The 20978-nt window shown below is 33.9% G+C and carries 22 protein-coding genes; all 22 read right to left on the bottom strand.

Going from position 1 to position 20978, the window contains the following annotated elements:
• Window positions 1-746 (bottom strand): ABC transporter permease (locus JMO20_RS09605; protein WP_202709374.1); only part of this gene is annotated, 746 nt, incomplete at its 3' end.
• An 83-nt stretch (window positions 747-829) separates the two neighbouring features.
• Complete coding sequence (locus JMO20_RS09600) at window positions 830-2683, bottom strand: ABC transporter substrate-binding protein (RefSeq protein WP_202709372.1); 1854 nt, start codon at window positions 2681-2683, stop codon at window positions 830-832.
• Window positions 2684-3279: 596 nt separating this feature from the next.
• Window positions 3280-4002 (bottom strand): ABC transporter permease, encoded by a 723-nt coding sequence (locus tag JMO20_RS09595; RefSeq protein WP_279380094.1) that lies wholly within the window; start codon window positions 4000-4002, stop codon window positions 3280-3282.
• Between the two features lie 42 nt (window positions 4003-4044).
• Complete coding sequence (locus tag JMO20_RS09590; RefSeq protein ID WP_202709369.1) at window positions 4045-4806, bottom strand: ABC transporter ATP-binding protein; 762 nt, start codon at window positions 4804-4806, stop codon at window positions 4045-4047.
• A 51-nt stretch (window positions 4807-4857) separates the two neighbouring features.
• Window positions 4858-5046: a cysteine-rich KTR domain-containing protein gene (locus JMO20_RS09585; RefSeq protein ID WP_202709368.1), complete on the bottom strand. Its 189-nt coding sequence runs from the start codon at window positions 5044-5046 to the stop codon at window positions 4858-4860.
• A 141-nt stretch (window positions 5047-5187) separates the two neighbouring features.
• Window positions 5188-5538 (bottom strand): DUF1048 domain-containing protein, encoded by a 351-nt coding sequence (locus tag JMO20_RS09580; protein WP_202709367.1) that lies wholly within the window; start codon window positions 5536-5538, stop codon window positions 5188-5190.
• Window positions 5539-5548: 10 nt separating this feature from the next.
• Window positions 5549-5896 carry a DUF1048 domain-containing protein gene (locus tag JMO20_RS09575; protein WP_202709366.1) on the bottom strand — a complete coding sequence of 116 codons (348 nt, stop codon included), beginning with the start codon at window positions 5894-5896 and terminating at the stop codon, window positions 5549-5551.
• Complete coding sequence (locus JMO20_RS09570) at window positions 5896-6219, bottom strand: PadR family transcriptional regulator (protein ID WP_202709365.1); 324 nt, start codon at window positions 6217-6219, stop codon at window positions 5896-5898. The genes JMO20_RS09575 and JMO20_RS09570 overlap by 1 nt, the downstream gene beginning before the upstream one ends.
• A 506-nt stretch (window positions 6220-6725) precedes the next feature.
• On the bottom strand, window positions 6726-7742 hold the full coding sequence (locus JMO20_RS09565) for a DUF7309 domain-containing protein (RefSeq protein ID WP_202709364.1): 1017 nt from the start codon (window positions 7740-7742) through the stop codon (window positions 6726-6728).
• A gap of 311 nt (window positions 7743-8053) precedes the next feature.
• Window positions 8054-9082, bottom strand: coding sequence for a DUF362 domain-containing protein (locus tag JMO20_RS09560; protein WP_202709363.1), 1029 nt, complete (start codon window positions 9080-9082; stop codon window positions 8054-8056).
• Window positions 9083-9479: 397 nt separating this feature from the next.
• Window positions 9480-10007, bottom strand: a complete 528-nt coding sequence (locus tag JMO20_RS09555) for a GNAT family N-acetyltransferase (protein ID WP_279380095.1) — start codon at window positions 10005-10007, stop codon at window positions 9480-9482.
• A 90-nt stretch (window positions 10008-10097) separates the two neighbouring features.
• Window positions 10098-10742, bottom strand: a complete 645-nt coding sequence (locus JMO20_RS09550) for a DUF6273 domain-containing protein (RefSeq protein WP_202709361.1) — start codon at window positions 10740-10742, stop codon at window positions 10098-10100.
• Window positions 10729-11745, bottom strand: coding sequence for a MerR family transcriptional regulator (locus JMO20_RS09545; protein ID WP_202709360.1), 1017 nt, complete (start codon window positions 11743-11745; stop codon window positions 10729-10731). The genes JMO20_RS09550 and JMO20_RS09545 overlap by 14 nt, the downstream gene beginning before the upstream one ends.
• 567 nt (window positions 11746-12312) lie before the next feature.
• Window positions 12313-12903, bottom strand: a complete 591-nt coding sequence (locus JMO20_RS09540; RefSeq protein WP_202709359.1) for a helix-turn-helix domain-containing protein — start codon at window positions 12901-12903, stop codon at window positions 12313-12315.
• A gap of 33 nt (window positions 12904-12936) precedes the next feature.
• On the bottom strand, window positions 12937-14976 hold the full coding sequence (locus tag JMO20_RS09535) for an AAA family ATPase (RefSeq protein WP_202709358.1): 2040 nt from the start codon (window positions 14974-14976) through the stop codon (window positions 12937-12939).
• 1 nt (window position 14977) lies between these two features.
• The gene (locus JMO20_RS09530) at window positions 14978-15442 is read right to left on the bottom strand and encodes a DUF6530 family protein (RefSeq protein ID WP_202709357.1); all 465 of its coding nucleotides are present in this window, start codon (window positions 15440-15442) and stop codon (window positions 14978-14980) included.
• Window positions 15439-15783: a GIY-YIG nuclease family protein gene (locus JMO20_RS09525; protein WP_202709356.1), complete on the bottom strand. Its 345-nt coding sequence runs from the start codon at window positions 15781-15783 to the stop codon at window positions 15439-15441. Before JMO20_RS09525 ends, JMO20_RS09530 begins: the two co-directional genes overlap by 4 nt.
• Window positions 15784-15980: 197 nt before the next feature.
• Window positions 15981-16856: an AraC family transcriptional regulator gene (locus tag JMO20_RS09520; RefSeq protein ID WP_202709355.1), complete on the bottom strand. Its 876-nt coding sequence runs from the start codon at window positions 16854-16856 to the stop codon at window positions 15981-15983.
• A 105-nt stretch (window positions 16857-16961) separates the two neighbouring features.
• Window positions 16962-17591: a Vat family streptogramin A O-acetyltransferase gene (locus tag JMO20_RS09515; RefSeq protein WP_202709378.1), complete on the bottom strand. Its 630-nt coding sequence runs from the start codon at window positions 17589-17591 to the stop codon at window positions 16962-16964.
• Window positions 17592-17631: 40 nt separating this feature from the next.
• Window positions 17632-17772, bottom strand: a complete 141-nt coding sequence (locus JMO20_RS09510) for a hypothetical protein (protein WP_202709354.1) — start codon at window positions 17770-17772, stop codon at window positions 17632-17634.
• 492 nt (window positions 17773-18264) lie between these two features.
• The gene (locus JMO20_RS09505; RefSeq protein ID WP_243414701.1) at window positions 18265-19230 is read right to left on the bottom strand and encodes a serine hydrolase domain-containing protein; all 966 of its coding nucleotides are present in this window, start codon (window positions 19228-19230) and stop codon (window positions 18265-18267) included.
• Window positions 19223-20911, bottom strand: a complete 1689-nt coding sequence (locus JMO20_RS09500; RefSeq protein WP_202709353.1) for an ATP-binding cassette domain-containing protein — start codon at window positions 20909-20911, stop codon at window positions 19223-19225. Before JMO20_RS09500 ends, JMO20_RS09505 begins: the two co-directional genes overlap by 8 nt.
• Between the last annotated feature and the right edge of the window lie 67 nt (window positions 20912-20978).

Here is a 20978-nt window from a genome sequence, read left to right as displayed (position 1 = left end):
ACCTTTTCTACTAGTCCCTTTGCTCTTGCAGTTCGAACATAGTCAGATTTTAACACTTCTATCATTGAAGCTCTAACATATCTAGTTAAACTTGCTAAAGATGTTAATACAACAACTGTTACTGGTAAAACTAAATAATGCCAGTCTGGTATCACTCCCCTAGGATCTGACATCCCTGAGAATGGTAGTATCTTAAGTATTACAACAAATAGCAATATTAACAATAACGCTAAGAAAAATGACGGCAATGAAATTCCAACAATTGTAAGAACAGTAACAACTTTGTCATAAAACTTATTTTTCTTTACTGCTGCTGTAATTCCAATTGGGATAGAAATCAAAAATGCCAAAATAAACCCAATAATATTTACTTTAAAGGAGCGTGCTATATAACCTCCAATGAGCTGATTAACTGGTTTGTTAAATCTAATAGAATATCCAAATTCACCTTCAAGGAAAGTGTCTTTTACCCAAACAAAGTATCTTTGTACTGGTGGCTTATCATAACCCATAAAAGCTCTCATCGTCTCCACATAATCATTTCTCTCCTCTGTTGTCATTGTAGCCGTTTTCTCTGGATCTAACATAGCCACAATAGGATCACCAGGCATCATACTAATTAAAAAATAAATTATTACTGATATTAGCAATAATACAGGGATTAGTGAAACCAAACGTTTAGCTAAATAAGTAGCATATGGAGTTATAATCTCAATGATCGTTTTAGATCTTCCTTTGTTTTCCATTAGCTCACCTCACCTTTTAAAATTAGACCACTATCTAATCATTAGATAGTGGCCTTAAAACTAATCAAACTAAAATAATCAAACTACTTCCAGTTTGCATCAAGAATAGCACTCGTCCATGGCCATAATGCATTAGTATCAAAGTTTTCTAAGTCAGAAGTATATAAGTCATGATAATTGTTAGAATAAACTGGAATAACTGGTACTTCTTTATTAAATACTCTAACAAATTCTCTCCAATTTTCCCTATATTCGTCACGACCTGTAATTGGATGAGCATTTTCGATGTCTTCTAATAATTGATCCCACTCTTGTGGACTTAAAGACGAACCACCACTGAAACGAGGACCGTTATTTGATGGGTGACCCCAGTCTAAAATTTTATCAGACGCATAATCAGCTTTTGGGTTAGCTTTAATTGTATAACTCATACCACCTACATATGCATGATACTGTCTTTCTTCATCAGTATCACCTATCCAGTGACCATACATAACAGGCCAGTCTAAACCAACTATTGTAACATCAAAACCTAATTTTGAAACGTATTTATCATTCCATACTAAGTGATAAGTATCTGTCCAGAATGAAGTTACGGCAATCTTAATATTTAGAGGTTCTCCCTTCCATTTATATCCACTGTCAGCATCACCAGTAAAGTTAGCGTATTCACCATCAGTTCTAGCAACTGCAGCATCAAATAATTCATGGGTTTTAGCAATATTTACATCTTCATCAAAATCACCTTGTGCATCAAGAATATCGTAATCTGTTAATGACGATTCGAATCTACTAACCGCAGCTGTACCTATTAGATCCTCTTCATCATCATCAAACATCATCCAATGGTTCTTAGAATAAGGGCCTTGAGAAGCAATACCGTATTCACCCATGTATAATTCTATAAGTTTTGGTCTATTAAATGCGTAAGCAAATCCTTGACGTACTTCAGTCAATTGGAAGGCTTCAAAGTCAGTGTGTAATACCATTGTACCTCCACCATGTCTGAAGTAGTTGTTTGTACTAAAGTTATCATCTGCTTTAACAGGATCAATTTTTTCTGCCTCTACTTGTTGAGGTAATAAGTCAACTTCACCTAATAGCAATTGGTCTAATTCAGTTTCAGCTGGTGTATATCTAACAATAATTTCTTTGATCGCTGGAGCTTTACCAATGTAATCTGGGTTAACTACTAATCTTACGTATTCAGACTCTTTGTACTCAACAAATTTATATGGACCGTAACCAATTGGGTTACTAATGTTAGCTTTTACGTATTCTTGAACAGTTTGACCTGCAGCAGTAGCACCATCTTCGATAGTATCTTCTGCTAATATCCACGTTTCATGAAATACAGTGGCATCAGTTGTATAGATAACTTTCTTCATCTTGAATGTAACGATGTTAGCTTCTTCGTCAACAGTTATTGCATCAATGTAATCGCTCATTGATGAAGTACCACCAGTTGCAGCTAGAGCTTCTTTATCCATATAGAACTCATATGTGAATTTAACATCACTAGCAGTTAATTCTTCACCGTTATGGAATTTAACACCATCTTTAAGTTTAAATGTCCATTCTGTTAAGTCGTCACTTATTGTTTTGCTTTCAACAAGTGGAGAATCAACAATCTCACCCTGAGGAGTGTTAGTCATTAAACCGAATCCCCATACTAATCGTCTAATGTTAACATCGTATGATGAGTTCGTCCAACCTTGGTGGAAGTCACCACTAAAATCAGCTGTTCCAGCTATAAATGGTCTTGTGTTCTCAGGTTTTTCTGCTTCAGAGTTATCAGACTGATCTTCTGTTTCAGAATTGTCAGGCTGATTTTCTGTTTCAGAGTTGGAAGGCTGTTCTTCTTTTTCAGAATTGCCGCAAGCAACAAGTGAAAATATTAGAAGCACTACCAACAGTAAAGCAATAAATTTTTTCATAAATTTTCCCCCTTATTTGTTTGTTTTTTTATTGATAACTTACTAAAAAAAACATTATTAATAATTCTCTATATCTTAGATTTAACCTTAGATATTAATTCCTTATTTCTTTAAATTATGCACTTAAAAACTTAATACAAATATCTGACCATGTGCAACTTTCAATGCCTCTTTCATTAATGATGTAATCTTGGATATATTTTCACAGTAATTTTTCTCAATTATTTTAATTATGTCTTGCGAAGTAATTTTTTCATAAAAAAATAATTATTCTATAACCTTTTAGCATTAGATATTTCAAGATTATTGTGAATTTTCTGTGATTTGCCTTTTTAAACTATATTCTATAAATATATTAATTATGCTTTTTTCATAAAATATTATATAAATTTAATAAAAAAGCTATATATTGTTAATATTTAACTTTTGATTCACTACCCTCTTTGAAACATCACACACTAGTTTAGTAAAATTAATATTTGTACGTTCAAAATCAAAATTCCCTCAAACCTAGGTCTGAGGGAAAATAAAACTTACTTCAATATTCACTTAAAAACATTAAATTTAAAATTTAAATGCACTTGTATAAAGCTATCTTATATTTTTTTGTATAGCCTCATTGCAAAGATATAAGCTACTACTGTTATTGCCATACACCAAGCCAGTGCTGTCCATATATCATTACCTACCGATTGATTTGTTAATAGATTTCGAATAGCCTCTACTATAGGTGTTACAGGTTGATTTTCTGCAAAGGCACGTACTGCTGAAGGCATTGTATCTGTTGGTACAAAGGCAGAGCTGATAAATGGTAAGAATATAATTGGGTAAGAGAATGCGCCTGCACCATCTGGTGTTTTAGCAGCAAGTCCTGCAATTACAGCAATCCAAGTCAAAGCAAGAGTAAAGATACCAATAATCCCAAATACAGTTAACCATTCTAAGATTCCTGCTGAGGAACGGAAGCCCAATAATAATGCAACAATTATAATCACTACTACAGAAATTCCATTAGAAATTAATGAGGTTAATACATGTCCCCATAATACTGTAGAACGAGCAATTGGCATAGAGTGAAAACGTTCAAAAATACCACGCTCTTTATCTATAAATAAACGATAAGCCACATATGCAATCCCGCTGCCAATAGCCATTAACATTATACCTGGCAATAGATAATTAACATAATTTTCTGTGCCCGTTTCTATTGCACCACCAAATACATAAACAAATAATAACATCATTGCAATTGGTGTAATACAAACTGTAATAATTGTATCCATACTTCTAAAAATATGACGCATAGAACGTCCAAACATAACACTCATATCTTTAAAAAAATATTTATTTGTAGATTCCATTTAATTTTCCTCCTTTTTGCCTATGATTGCTAGGAATATCTCTTCTAGTGTCGGTTGTTTTTCAACATATTCTACTTTTGCAGGTGGAAATAATTTTTTCAAGTCTCCTAGTGTGCCTTGAGCAATAATCTTCCTTCCATGAAGAATAGCAATTTTATCCGCAAGTTGTTCTGCTTCTTCTAAATATTGAGTCGTTAAAAATACTGTAGTTCCTGCAGCTGATAACTCTTTTATAATCTTCCAAACTTCTAAGCGTGCTTCTGGATCAAGACCCGTTGTTGGCTCATCTAAGAAAATAATCTTTGGTTTTCCTACAAGGCTCATTGCAATATCAATTCTTCTTTTCATGCCTCCAGAGTAAGTACCCACCCTACGGTCTGCAGCCTCTGACATACCAAAACGTTTAATTAACTCATCTGCTACTTGATTTGGATTTTTAAGATGTCTAAGCTTTGCTATCATTTGAAGATTTTCACGTCCAGTTAAAATTTCATCAATAGCAGCAAACTGACCAGTAAGACTAATAGAACTCCTAATGTCCCCTGGATTTTTTTCAATATCAAAACCATTGATTACAACACTTCCTTCATCTGATTTAATTAAAGTAGCCATGATTTTAATCATCGTTGTTTTTCCTGCCCCATTGGAACCTAGTAATGCAAAGATACCTCCCTGCTCTACTTGCAAGTCTACCCCTTTGAGTACCTTTACATTTTTATAAGATTTCTTTACTCCATTAATTTTTATGATATTTTTTTTCATTTTTTCCCTCCTCTATAAATAAAGAGCCGACAACTGTGATTTAATTCACGGTTATCGGCTCTGCGTCTTAGCGTCTGGCTCTTTGATAACTGACATATTCAGTCTTTTAACATTGATTATCGTTTCTTGTTTACACTTGGGACAAAATAGTGGAAAGTTTTCAAGTACCGTTTCAGCACCTATCTTGACCCGTGTTTTATTACCACAAATCGGGCATAATATCCACTCATATTTATACACTCTACCACCCCTTTACTTGATGTTTCTTTAATCACTATCCCTTTGATGCTTACAAACATTAAACAACTTTTGAATGTACTCCACCTTTGAGACAGCCACAGACATTGTACTTCAATTGCTTTTCAATCCCGATATCTCTTTTTACTTGATTTTATCTGTAAACTTTTTCATAGCCTTGTTAACTTCTTGGTTAGCAGATTCTTGATAGATATCAGCATAAGTTTTTGAATCTTTGATTAGATTGTCGCAGAAAGCTGCTACATCGCTACCCGTCACTTCGAGTACGCTTTTTCCCAAAGCCACGCCCTCTTCAAAAAGATCGATAATCCCCGAGAGTAAACCTATCCCGTTGGTTAGCTCAACAGGACCTACCTTAAAGAGATATTTCTGAATCTCTTTATAAACAATCTGATAATCTTTCGGGAGCCCTTTGACCCGGGACATATGTGCTCGCCACTGTTTTTTACCTTCGATAATATCTTGTATCCTCATTTTTAACCTCCTATTTACCTAATTTTTTAGCTATGTTATTATTAAGTTGTTTGCGCCACTTATCGCGAAAAGAATTTGCTCCTTCTTCGTCAGCAAGAGCTGAACAGAATCCTTTTATATCGTCACCCAACACCTCTTGTATACTCTGACCATCGGCAGCCGTCTCTTCAAGCAAGCCAAGCACACCATCAAAAATTGGCATTAAGTTGCGACCGGTCAAATCTGAGTGTGGCCAAAGATTAGCCTTAATTTTTTCCCATGCCACTTGATAATCAGTTGGTAACTTTTTAACACGCGATTCAAAACTTTTTATTTCTTTAGTCATGTCACTTCCTGTGACTTTCTCCCAGAAATTCATTACATCTCCTCCTTCAATTGATTGATTTTAGTCGCTACAAATTCCCATTTTTCCCAGAATTTATGAAGTTTCTCACGACCTGCATCGTTGAGTTTAAAAAATTTCCGCGGTGGTCCCTTATGAGATGGCTTTTTCGTAGTTTCTACCAACTTGTTTCTCTCAAGTCGTACCAAGATAGTATAGACTGTACCGTCTACAACATCCGAAAATCCCAGTGCATTCAACTTCCGTGTAATTTCGTAACCGTATGTTTCTTTGTGACTGATAATTTCAAGAACACAGCCTTCCAGTACACCTTTTAACATTTCTGTGATATTTTCCAATTAAATCGCCTCTTTACTATTTAGTAATACTTATTACTAGTATATAGTAACACAGAATAGATTGATTGTAAAGAAGTAAATTTTTAAGAGCTCAAAATATCTTTTTAAGTAAAATGCATGATTATTTCATTCTGATTATAAGAACAGTATTGGTATTAGCTGTTTATCACCACCTTTATCCCATAAAACAAAAACACCCCTTGAAAACAGCTTAGGTTAGCCACTTCCAAGGGTCTCTATTCTTTTTAATATAGGTATTTCAAATCACTAGCTAAAGTTGAAGGATTACAGGACATCTAAACAACTCTTTATGGTTACATATTTACAATTGTATCTAAAACCTCTTGGTCACAGTCTTTTCTAAGCTAATCCATAACTTCTTCAGCTTTATCAGTGTGAAACTTTGCATTATTTATGGAATTGATTTAAGCGTTCTCTCTGCCTTCCTTAATTGCTTGGTCAACTATCTCTATACTAATTCTCTATACATTTTCTTAGATGTCATACTAAAACCTAAAACTTATGAACATTTTTATAAAGTTGTCAATCACTGATAACCTACCTCTTATTTTTAGTTTAATTCCAAGCGTTTCACACAAATCTTTTAAAATACACATTATATATTCATCCCTTATAAAAATAGTTCTCGGTTTTCCTCTTTGCATAATATAATTAATTATAATACCAAACATTTCATCTATATCATCAGCTTCTGGAGAAAGCATAGACTGATCCATTACTAGACCTCTTTTATGATCAGCTAGAATACAAATCCTAGATTGTACTGGTCGATCATACTTTTTATCCTTAATCACTTTATTTGAATAAGCTATATCTATTTCAACGTCTTCGTTATTTTTTTTCTGTGCTTTAAGTTTAGATATTAATATGTCATCTTGTATAACTGGCACAAAGTATTCTTTTTTAGGCAAAAGAATAGATGCTTGATGGTTTATACATATTTCTTTTTCTGGATCATATCTACGAAGTAATGTATGTCCATCTTCAAAATCTATTGGAAGTTTATTTACAATATAAGCTTTGAGTGCCATAAATAGATGCTGTAAGACTTCTGTATGTTGAATCACCTCGTCTTCATCTAACATATATGGAACATATCCCTTATTAAAAGAATGAAAATAAATCCAATTATTTTTTCCACGAAATTTTAAATCTAAATTTTTAACTAGCGATAGTTCTTGCTTAGACAATTCATCTCTACTCCCAAAATGACACATAACGACATTATTGTCTTGATATCGAATCATTTGTTCCGGTGGAATATCTTTGCTATCAGCCATTTTATAAAAATCATGTATTGCATTAAAACCTAAATAAGTACCTATTGCAAAGCATTCTCCACCTCTACCCATTATGCTGCAATAAATAGGTTCCTCCTTGTCTGGTAATATCAAGGTTACTATATCTAAGTCCCATAGATATTCCCAGGGTTTTAACTTCTTAATCTCAATAGCTACATCATATAATTTTTTCCATTGTGCCAATGTTGCCTCTTTTCTCATTTTTACATCCCTCTTTTTTATTAGTATTTATTTAAGCTAGATTTATGATATATTCTTGCTAAAACACCTAATCTTTCACCGATAGATGATCTTTATAATATTTAATTATCTATTAGCAAACTAAACCCTATAATCATGTAATCCTTGCTCACCCTCATCGTCTAAATCACATAAAGGAATATACGTTTTATAGTTATCAAATTCTACTTTTACAATAATCCCATATAAATCTTCTAATGACTCAATTGCCTTAACATTTATCTAAAAGTTTAAAAATATCAGATTATAAATATGTATTTGTTGTCATAAATTTACATATTATTTATTTCAATAAGTTCATAATCCATTGTTCCCAAGCCTATTTTTTCTGCATGTACAAGAGATACTCTACCCTTCTCAAAAAGTTTTTCTCCACTATCTTTTTGAACCAAGTCTAGACACGCAGTATCCAAAGCAACGGGGTCTTTGCCAGCAAGAATACCGATATTATCTGCGATTGGTTCCATATGTGTTCCAGCACAATCACATTCCTTTGTAATATTGTGAACAAAAGTAATGTATATAATATCCTTATCTTTTGATGCTCCGTAAGCATACTCTGAAAGTTTCTCAAGAAAATGAGCCCCTCCCCAGGTATTTTGGATTGCACCTTCAGGACAGACAGCAATACATCCTGCACATCCAACGCATTTACCCTCATCAATAATTGCAGTATCTGGATTTTCGATAGCATTAAAATCACATTTATCTACACAGATACCACATGATATGCATTTCTCAGCATCTACTACAGGGGATATCCCAGAATGCTGTTCTAGCTTTCCTCCTCTAGCAGCAAATCCCATAGCTAGCTGCTTTAAAGCACCACCAAACCCAGCTGCTACATGTCCTTTGAAATGACTCATAACAATAAATTGTTTGTACTTCCCATAACCCTTACCTATTTTACATTTATTAATATATTCCTTATATATCTCTACTTCATCATACTCTGTTCCAATATCTCCATCTGCTATTCTAATTGGAATCTGTGTAAAACCGTGAGCTTTTGCTGTCTCGATGTGCTTCTCTGTGGTAGTCCTTGCTCCTCTATATAATACATTGGTTTCGATATAGGACGGAGAAACTCCCTTTTCTTTCAGATAATTTATAGTTTCATCGTAGCATTCTGCTGGAATAAAAGTTTTATTCCCTTTCTCACCAAAATGAACCTTTATAGGTACTTCTTTTTCAAAGCTATGTTCAGTTTCTGATACTATTTTCTTCAAAAGTTCCAAAGCATTTTTGCCAAGTTCATTATAATCAGCTTCTGAATTTTTAATGAAATATATTTTACTCATATTAGCACCTTCTCTTATTTTTTTTATTCATCAAATTTCCCAAAATTCTTAACATGTTTCTTATGATGTGGTATCTCTTCCATAATTTTACCTATCTATATAAACTATTATACAAAACCCTATAGATTGGTGCAAATATTCACTAAAATTTATTAGTTGTCCTCTCAAAGCGTGAAATTTAAAATGTACATAGCTATAGATATAACTTATTATAAATATCTTTATCTCTTTATTCCAAAGGCTACACCCGTACTTATTATATTAAGGATTTTATGCTTTCCTAGACAATAAAAAATGACGTCAACCATAATTAAATGATTGACATCATAATGATTCTTACCTTTATCTACTGTTTACTTGATAGGAACATGTTCAATATTCTTAGTATATGAGTATTTTAACTTGTAGTTCCAATATTCTTCCGATACATCATCTGGGTATAGCAACCTGGAAAAGCCACCTCATATTCTTTCTGTAAATATCTATCTGGTTCTGACAACTCTAAGCACACCTGACTAACTTTGCCGTCGTAGATATTTGTGAATTCAACCTTATATCTATTGTTTAACGAAAGAAGTTGTTCTATGCTATGGATTTGAGATTGTACTAACAATGAACCTGTATACCCAAGTTTACTATAAAATCCTTCGGCAGATTCAACTGCACCAAGAGTGATAGAATGAACTCCGTAATGTACGGCCCGTTCCTCAAGCAAAAAGATCATCTCTTTTGCTATTCCAATACCCCTATAATTTTCGTGCACGGCCACCGGGCCAATTGTGATACTACAGTTATCATCAATCCTACCAAAAACAATACCTATTACTTCACTGTCTAAACTTGCATATATCATCAGATCACCGTAATTTTTCATCCGCTCTTCCCATTTCGCAAGGGAATATTCTGGATTATCGACAATAGGCATACCTATAAAAATCATTTTAAAGAAATCAAACGTCTTTTTAAGTTCTTGTTTAGATGAAACATTTTTAATTAAGTAATTCATTTTCATAATTTATAAACTTTTCATAGTCAAGTGGCTCTTCTCTAACTTTAGCCACAAAGCAGGACGAACACCGCCTGTACATTTGCCATCGCTGATGTTACCTTTCAATATATTGTTGCCTTGGATACCTATATTACCGTCACCGTGGATGTACACAGCTTTTACATTAACGCGACCGGGGGACCGAAGCCACCACCACCAAACACTCTCTTTATTGGCCTCAAGTCTTGCCATTCGCTTACTGTTGTTTTCATCTTTTCTTTGAAACCAATATCTTTGATTTTTTCCTGGATTTTGCAGTTTTAAACTGCTATCACCGAAATATTTGCACACTGCTTCCTCTAGACTTAATAAAAATACTCTGTCTTGCGTATCTTCCCCACCTTTTGAACCATACCACTGATTGTCGAGGTTTTTGTTTAATACTGGTATTATTCTTGCTTTATCAATTGCGTCGAATTTATTATAAAATTCACTGTTAAGATATTTTCTTAACGAGCAGTCTGCCCATGTTATATCCTTATAAGCATCATGATAAGCACGCTGTTCTATAATACATTCGGTTATAATCAAAGCCGCATTGTTTTTTATGTCAAGAATGCGCCAGTTATAGCCACCAAATGGTATTATTGATCCGATATTATACTTTTTCATTTTTATTCTCCTTAATAGGGAATAATAAATCAAGCTGCAAATCCTTCATTTGACCACTTTGAACAAAGTTATAAAAATTTAAAGTTTCTTCAAAACCTTGTCCAAAGATTGTTTCCGACGATTCCCATCGTGGAGAACCCCAGTCATTATCATATTTATCGCTTGCATCAACCCATTCTTTAAGTCGTCTCCAATCCTGAAAATCCCACGTCCTTAACACATGAGCAGCATATAATCCCCCGTTGAACTTTCGTCTTACTAAAGGTGACGGTATATCCATATTATCGGGAACAGACACCCATACTTCATATACGTGTGAGTTTTCACCAATTTCTATGGAGCCTTGAGAGCAATCAAAACCGAAACTACGTGCGTCGGGTTTAATTTTTAATAACCCGCTCTCTTTTGTGAATTGATTTACCATATCCAATGCTTTGCCTTCACAGCCTTCTCCTGAAGCATAAGCAGCAGCTATAGTCATAGGCGGAAGATACAAGATCCGCACATCCTTATCTTCCAGTTTCATTAATTCTTCGTTAGCTTTATTTAATTCTTCCATTGATAAATTCTCCTTCTTTCCTTTGATTTGATTATCAGAAAAAGAAAGAGATCTTATAACAGAGAATACAGCTTCGTCTCCCAGAAGTTTTAAATTAACATCGGCTTTTTCATTGATTTCCTCAACAAAACGAGTCAATATAGATTTAACGGTAGACAGGGAAGTGATTTCGCTGTCTATTTCGCTTATGTTTTGCCTGAAGATTTCCACTACTTCCGCCGCGTCGTAATTGTTAAGTATCCTTATAATTTGCTTGACAGGAACGCGCAGCTTACGCAGGACTATGATTTTCCGCAAACGACTAATGGCATTTTCGTCATAAACCCGGTAAGCATAATCGTCTTTACGCAGACTTTCAATTAATCCTGCTTGTTCATAATAACGTAACATCCTTGTAGAAATTCCGTAATCTCTTGACACCTTGCTGATTGTTTTAAGCTCCATATCATAACCTCATTTCTTTTCCTTATTTTGATTATAAAGTGCGACACGGTGTCAGAGTCAAGAAATTTATACAAATATCCATATTTTCATTCTGCCAAACATGAATTATATAAATTTTACTCATTACTTAATTCTTCTGTGACCTCGATACAACACTCTCCACATTTGTCGGGTGATAAATGGGAAAATAGTTTTTTCCTTTTTCCCTTTAAGCCTTTGATTTTAATATTTAGCTACATTTTCTTATTGAAATGTAGTTCTCTTTTTATTTTACCTTTTATATTAGCTCTATTTCAACTTTATTAATTTTATCACTAATAACCTTTATCTCATTGGCATCTCTGTTTTGCACACGTGCATGTAAAAATCATCTATAACCTATCTATGCTACATTTTCATTAATTCTCCATTTAACCAAAGTGCATCTAACTCCTCAAGATTACCAGCATTATAAAGATAAAGTTGCCAGCACATGTCTAGCTAAAATAGTGTATTCTTTTTAATTTCAAAATCTCTCATTTATTATAATACTTCTTAAATATCTTAATGTAAAGCCCGCTTTAATCATCATAGATTATCTAAATATTCCACTAAACCATGTTTAATACAATAAACATATAGTTTGCCACCAGTAGTTATTGGAAACCTACAAGTTGGACTTTGTTCTGGATATAAACGATTCAAAACTACTCTGTCACTTTTAACATAAGCAACAAAAGAAAGATAATGTTCTTTTGTCATAGGATGGTCAAAGGTGATAAAGTAGTCCGTGTCCATTTCTTCTACTGTGATTTTAGGTGCGTTAAGTGTATCCACAGGTATGATACGCTCCAATTTTCTTCCACAACAAAAGATAGAGGCACTTCCTGTGCTTACCAGAATATTCCCACAGGAAGGACAGACATAAAAACGTACTTTGTGAATATTTCCATTATCTGGCTTATTCTTCTCAATTTCGCCCTCCATCATCTGTTTCATATCAACACCCAAAATAGCAGAAAGCTCCGGCCATAGCGATAGATCAGGACAACCTAAACCACATTCCCATTTTGAAACCGTTTTACTTTGAATACCCAATGCATCTGCGATATTTCTTTGTGTAAGCTTTTTTTCCTTTCTTAACTTAGCTATCAATTTTCCTATTTTTACACAATCCATGTTTTCACCTCATTTCTGCTTAGTATAACATACTTATAGAAACCTTGTGATTATTTGTACCAGTCTTGATGGAAGCTGCTTTAGATCAGTCATATCCAATGTAAATTCAGCTCCGTAAAGTTTACGAATAGCCTCTTTATCTTGACCAATAGCCGCTGCAAGAAATTGGATGCCTTTACGCCTAAATTCCTGTAAAGTATTTTTCATATCATAATCTGCTTTTTCACCTGTATAATCAGGCATAGCCTTAGGCTGTCCATCACTGATGCTGATTATCAATTTAGTTTTTTGTGGTGCATTAAGCAATCTATCAGAAATAATACGTAATGCCATGCCATCTCGGTTATTGCTACGAGCCTGAATATTCATAAGAGTATATTTTTCATCTGCGTCTTTACTTTCAAAGTCGACATATGCATTAATGGACATTTGTTCCAGCTTGGAGCGGTCTGCTGTATCACCGTAAACCATTATCGGAATACCACATCCAGTACAGAATTCATATAAAGCGACTGCTGCCTGTTTTGCTGCATCTAATCGGCCGAAAGCTGACATAGACGCTGATTCGTCAATCCTGAGAGCAACTGCAAGAGAGGGCTCTTCCATAGGCGGACGCTTGCTGGCAAATACGCGGAAATCCAAAGAAGCGACCTGATCCGCGCAAAATTTTGTTCCATAAAGCTGAGATTTAGCAAATTCAGCTGAAACTTCATGCTCTAAAAGTGGGTTAGTTTTGCGGATTAGTTCCCGAATGACTGGTAGTAAAGTAGCAGCTATATTGTTATACTCCTCTTTGTTTTTAGCGGTAGCTTCTGGGCGGTGGACAATAAGCTTAATTTCTTCATGACAGCTGCCTAGGACACTTTGTCGTGCTTCCCTGTTCAACTGTTTACGAAATTCTTTTTTTTGTAACTCTTTTGTATCGGATCTATCAAGCTCATGATAAAATGGAATGCCATTTTCTCCATTATCATTGCTTGAAACATCAGTATTTTTATCACTGCTCCTATCCGAATGCCCCTCACTGTCTTCTGATTTTCTCAAACGCACTGCATTTTTGTCAGCCTTATCTGTTTCGGCAGAGAATTCTCCATCCTCAGAAATATTAAGTTCCATTACTTCAGTATTTTCTCCATCTGAATGAGAATGACAAACAGTATTAAGTTCTACAAGCTTATCTGTCAAGCCATGGCTTGCTAGTGCCTGTTCTAAAATGGCAAGCTCCTGTGGATCAGTGGTAATTTTATAAAGAACCTTATGATATAGAGTATTTTGTACTGAGGCACCCCTTTGAACGGCATCAACCCAAAAGAAATAGGATCGCATCCCGGCCACACCTTTAATTGCGTTAGACCGTGCTGTCTCATCCAGTAGCATAATTGTTTCTGCTAAAAGAGAAAGGACATTTTTAAATTGATAACCAGTCTTAGCTTTTGCCCGTTCCATCATAACCTCTTTAGATGGTAAATCCAACTTTTCTGCATGTTGCACTCTATCACGCAAAGCTTCATTTAGAGGACGGCAGCCATTATAGCCACGGTTTGTCGTTATAATAGCAATAAAATCAGGATGACGATGTACAATACGGGTAGGTAAGTTTAGACTGCCATCTGGTTCTAATGCGGAATTTAGAGCCATTAAAACAGCAGCATCCCTAATCACTGTAGGTTCCTGAATCTCTAAAAGCCATCCATTTTCATACGCACGGACAATTTCTGATGGATAATAGCGATATTCAACAATATCTGATCTATCATCTTTTTCCGACAGTACCGGGAGAATAGAACCCAACACATCGGATTTATCCATATCTGCAAAACAGGTTACTTTCGTATAAGGTAGGTTAAAATCAGCAGAGAGAGCTTTAGCAAGCTGGGTTTTTCCTGAACCTGCATCGCCCTCAAGCAAAATTGTACTAATTTTCATTTCACCGCGATTCCAGTTCCTTACTACTTCTTGATATATACGTTTTTCTGCTTCACTTTCAATATGTGAGGGAGGCTTTTGCCAGACATGGGATTGCTCCTCTTCTTTTAGCTGTCTGGTGGGTGATAGAATACAGTTGTGTTTCATATTAATAACACTCCAATTCTTCTAAAATGTGATTAAGTACCCGTTGACGTTCCCCAATCAGTTCTCCTAAATCGTTCAAACTCTGAGTAAATACTTTGATATCCTCATTGATATTTTGATTATCAATACAAACCTCTACGGGTAATACATCTCCTTGTATCCCAATACGTTCCACGGTTGGCTTTTCCGGGTCATATAAAAGAGGAAGACGATAAGCCTCCTTGAAGTAAAGTAATGTCCTAGATAAAATGATTATCAAGTCAAATATCTGATGGATAGGTATCTCCTGAGCCAAAATCAATTCGCCATCTTTAGCCTGCTTCCAAATTTGTGCTGCAACCTGCATTTTTTTATTTTCTTCCATCATAGACATACCTAATGTCAAACGTTTGATGTCAGAGTGATAGGCCTTTCTGCCGTCTACACGATCATAGCCCTTTGACACCATAACAATCTTTTCCTTCATTTCCATATCCTCCTTGCATTATGGTCCGTAGCTAAACACTGCTCTCTTAAACTCTCTAATTTTTTAGTATGATCCTCTTGTGGATTATCATATTTTAATACTTTAACAACTGACAGTTCGAAACCTTCTGAGCCAAGTTTATTCCATAGTTCCTGTAATCGTTTATTAGGGTGCCAGTTCGCTGCTAATTTAACATTTGTGCTATTGAAGTCTGCTTTTGTATCTTTTGAGATTCCTAAGAATACTTCGCCAGTCTCTTTACAGCGATAAGATATTACGCCCATTTCAGGATGTCTGTTTTTATAAGCTTCCAAAAGTTCTTTTCTTCTTTTTATATCCATTGTGTTCACCTCATCTTTAGTATAAACCTATATGCTTTTAAAAAAAATCCACGCTCCGTAGACCTAAACATAACCAAATTTATCCATTATGTCAACTAGACCCTATCTATTTTTAGAATCATTTTTTACTTAAAAATAAACCCTCGATATGTTTCCATGGAAACATATCGAGGGCTGAAGTAGGTATCATTAAACTTCTATTTCTTCTTAACAACAGGTATCCGTATTTCACTTCTAAAAGTTGATGAACTTGTATCCTGATTTTCGTTCCACAATATTTCTGGTCCTTCTGCTATTTCATAATTTGAAGATGGAAACCATTCAGAATAAATACGTCCCCAGACATCCTGAAGTGTCTCTGGAAATGGCCCCACCACTTCAAATACAGCCCATGTCGAAGCTGTAACTCTAAGTTCTTCTAAATCGCTTGGGCATTCATTATTTGTTGCTACACCAATGTAATGATCAAACTCTCCCTTTTCTTCCATTCTACCTTCTGAAAAGTTTGTAGATGCACTAATCAATCCTATAGGATCTACATTAGACAATTCCTTAAGCTTACTGATCACTTCACCATCTAAACTTTTCCACATTGATGCAATCTCTTGATTTACTCCATTAAAAATAATAGGCACTTTTTTCTGAATACCAACTATGCTAAATGCTTCTTTTTCTTCGATTCGATAGTTCATTTCATTTCCTCCTTTAATTGATAATTGAAAGGTCATTGGTGGATATGCTTTTAGCGATTCTCCTTTATATCTGGCTAATGATGGTGTTACACCATGCATATTTTGAAATGCTCTTGTAAAAGAGTCTGGAGAACTATATCCATATTTAATGGCAACGTCGATTACCCTTATATTGCTATTAATAATCTCAAAACCTGCAAGGGTTAATCGTCTTCGGCGAATATATTCCGACAAAGTAACACCAGCAAGGAAGGAAAACATTCTTTGGAAATGATACTGAGAACATAAAGCTATCTTAGCAACTTCTTTTAGATCAATATCATTCGTAAGATTCTTTTCAATATAGCTTAATGCTTCATTCATTCTTTTAAGCGAATCCATTTGCATGACCTCCTCTCATCAATAGAATAACAGAAATTTAAACTATCTATCCGACATTTTCTGCCCCGTTGTGTGGGGTTTATTCTTCAAAATATCAATCACCATTTATATTAGGTCATCCAACCCTTCGCTTGATGTTAATTTTTTAAGGTTATTAAAAATCTTTTCTTCTTCCCAGTTCCACCATTGAAGCTTTAATAAGGCTTCAATTACTTCATTACTAAAACGTTTCTTTATTAATCTAGCTGGATTTCCTCCATATATTGTATAAGGCTCAATATTCTTAACAACAGTTGCATTTGCAGCAATAATGGCCCCGTCACCTACTTTTATTCCAGGCATGATAGTTACATTTTGTCCTATCCATACATCATTTCCAATCACTGTATCTCCCTTAAATGGTAACTGCTCTACTGTTGGAGTGACCTTTTCCCAACCACCTCCAAAGATATTAAAGGGGTAGGTTGTTATGCCATCCATCCTATGATTTGCTCCATTCATAATGAATTTAATGCCCTCTGCTATTGCGCAAAATTTACCTATGATTAGCTTATCTCCTAGAAATTCATAATGATGCTCTATGTTATCATAAAATTTCTCAGGAGATTTTTTATTATCACTATAATAAGTATATTCTCCAATTTCTACATTGGGTCGTTTAGGTAAATTACTTATAAAACAAACTGTTTTTATATTCTCATTTGGATATAGCTTTTTCTTATCTGGTCCTGTCATCGGGTATACTCTTCCTTTCATTTTTTAATGTTTTTCTTTATCAGTTTATATTTTTAAAAACTAACTGTCCGATTTTATTTACTTCCTCAGCAAACCATATAGCTCCATCAGGTCCTACAGTAATTCCATAAGGTCCCGATTTCTCTATTGGAAGATTATATTCACTTATCTTTATATTCATATATTCATCATCCTTTCATGTCTGTAAAAAACAAAAAAACCTTTCCGACTAAAAAGTTTCGGAAAGGTTATAGGTATCATCATATACATAATTAACACAAAACAACTATTCTGAATCAAGAATAGCATAATAGTGTTCTATAAAAACAAGTTAAATATGACATAATTATAATCCTATCCAAAACTTATAGTAGTTTAGCCAACTCAAAATAACATATCCATACATTAAGAGATATGTTCACTCTTACCTATACTACTGTAAATGCTAAAAATGGGATAAGATTATATAATCATTTTAACTAATCACCTCAAAGCTTTTATTTTAATACATTTAAATTATAAAACTTTTGGATAATATAAGTCAAGGATTATGTCGTTGAAATTTAATTTTAAGGGAACATATAAAACACTTTAACCCCGATGTCTTAAACTGTATATTCTGATAAAAAGTGATTAACTTTCTGATTTCATATAGAAATATTTAATTTACATATTAAGAACAAGTTATAGATTTTATTATTTCTTCATTAATATCGCTATATTCCTTACTTAATGGTGTTGGTGTTGCTTGAATTACTGTTATTGTTTTATGCTCTGGATATATATTAATCTCCTGACCTCCAAAACCACGACAACTATATCCCATATTAGATACCCAAAAAAGGTATCCATACTCTAAATTCTTTGGGCTAGATTTTGTAGCCTGACGCAAGTATTCCTCGGATACGATTCTATTATCTTTATATATTCCATTGTTTAATAACAGTATACCTATTTTCCCTAAATCTCTTGCAGATAAATCTGAATTTTCTTCACCTTCCATTATTGTATATGATACATTATCTGGACTAAGTGACCAATCTCCACTTTTGATATTAAGTGGTTTATATAAAAATTTATTGCAAATTTCATAAGTAGTTCTTCCTGATGCTCTATTAATCAAAGCTGAAAGCAAAATAACATCCCACTCTTTATATGTAAACTTGCTACCTGGAAAATCCTTTACGGCTATATCCGACAAATATTCTAACCAATTATCTTCCTTCATCATTTGAGTCATCATTGGACAGTTATAATGAATACCATTGTTCCAGTATATACCTGATGTCATTGTAAGTAAATTTCTAATGGTTATCGCTTTATGATAAATATGATTGTTATGAGAAAATTCTTCTAAATACTTGTAAATAGGTTCATCAAGACTTTTTATAACTCCCTGATCAAGACAAATTCCAGTAACGATAGATAAAATACTTTTCCATATTGACTTTATATTATTCCGACTATGTTTATTAAATTTTTTATAATATTTCTCAAAAACAATTTTCTCATTTTTTATTACAAGTATACTATTTACTAGTCTATATCGCTTTTGCTTTAAATAATTGTCAATATTACCTAATATTTCACTATTCATATTCTCATCTTCTGGTTTAGAAAACTGCCATTCATCACTCATATAGCCACCTACCTATTATAGATTTATCATTTGTTTTTATTTCTTTTGGTGTTCCTGTTGCAATAACATAACCTCCATCATTGCCACCTCCAGGCCCTAATTCAATAATGTAGTCACAATTACTAAGAACAACAGGATCATGCTCTGTTATAATGATAGTATTTCCAGCATCACAAAGCTCTTGAACTAAAGTCATAAGATCTTCTCTATCTGTGAATGATAACCCAGTTGTTGGTTCGTCCATAATATACAAACTATTTTTGACTTGATTCTTGGCAAGTTCCTTTGCAAGTTTTATTCTTTGTGCTTCTCCACCTGAAATCGTTGTTGTCTTTTGTCCTAATTTTATATATCCCAAACCCACTCTATTGAGAGTTTTTAGCATATTACAAGTAACTTCATCAATGTTATGAAAAAAATCTACGCCTTCTAAAACAGTCATTTCGAGTACTTCTCTTATATTTTTACCACAAATTTTTATTTCCATTGCCTCTTCAACAAATCCAGTGCCTCCACAACTCTTACATTCAAGTTCAATAAAATTTCCATAACCAATATTATATTGAACTACACCGTCTCCATTACAAACACCACATCCTCCGTGGGAATTTATACTAAATAATCCCGCAGTATATTCATTTGACATAGCCTGTGGAGTATTAGCAAATAGATTTCTAATTCGATCTAATATACCGACATATGTGGCTGGACAAGAGGTTTTACTTCTTCCAATAGGTCTTTGATCTACTACTATACATTTTTTAATATTCTCAAATCCAGTAATAACAATATCGTTACATTTTTTGTAGTTATCGTACTCATTAACATCCTTTACAAACTTCCTTTTTAAAATTTCTTTTAGATTAGGTACTAAAGTTTGAGTAATTAGGCTTGATTTACCACTTCCAGATACCCCTGCTACACCTACAATAACTCCTAAAGGAATATCTAGTGAAAGATTTTGAAGGTTATTTTTATTAGCATTCTTAATTGTTAATACTTTCCCTCTATCAATAGTTCTATGATTCTTTTTTACTGCTACTTCTTTAACTCCTGATAGGAATGGGGCTGTTTGGGAGTGATTACATGACATAAATTCATTATAGTTACCTTGAAAAATACGTTCACCACCCATGACACCTGCCCCTGGACCTAAATCTATAATATAATCAGCTGTTTCAATAAAACTTTTATCATGCTCTACTACAACAACTGTATTTCCCTTGTTCACTAAATTTTTGATTATCCTAATGAGATTTATTTTTTCAATCTCGTGTAATCCAATTGTCGGCTCATCGAAAACAAATATAATAGAATCCATATCTGCTATTACAAATGTAGCAAGAAATAGTCGCTGTATTTCTCCACCTGATAAAGATGGTATTGGTCTACAAAGTGTTAAATGATAAAGACCTACATCTATCATACATTTAAGCTTTACAAGTATTTCTGAAAGTAAACTTATATCATATAGTTTATCTTTATATCTATTCAAAAATTCATGTAATTCTCTAATAGACATATTTTCTAAATCAGTGATAGTTTTCCCTTCAACTGTTGTGTGAATAGCTTGTTGGCTTAGTCCTGTTCCATTACATTTATTACAAGTAACTATGTTTAGACACTTATTTTGAATCAATAGCTTGCGTAATCTACTACTTGGATTATTTATGCTCTTCATAACCCAGTGAACTCGTTCTGCTCAAGCAGAACATCGGGGCTTCAGATGGAGACTCCACTCCACCTGA

Origin of the sequence: Sporosalibacterium faouarense, assembly GCF_016765695.1 — a bacterium.
GTDB lineage: Bacteria > Bacillota > Clostridia > Tissierellales > VENL01 > Sporosalibacterium > Sporosalibacterium faouarense.
Note: the sequence above shows the minus strand (reverse complement) of the source record. Positions and strands in the feature narration are given on the sequence as shown.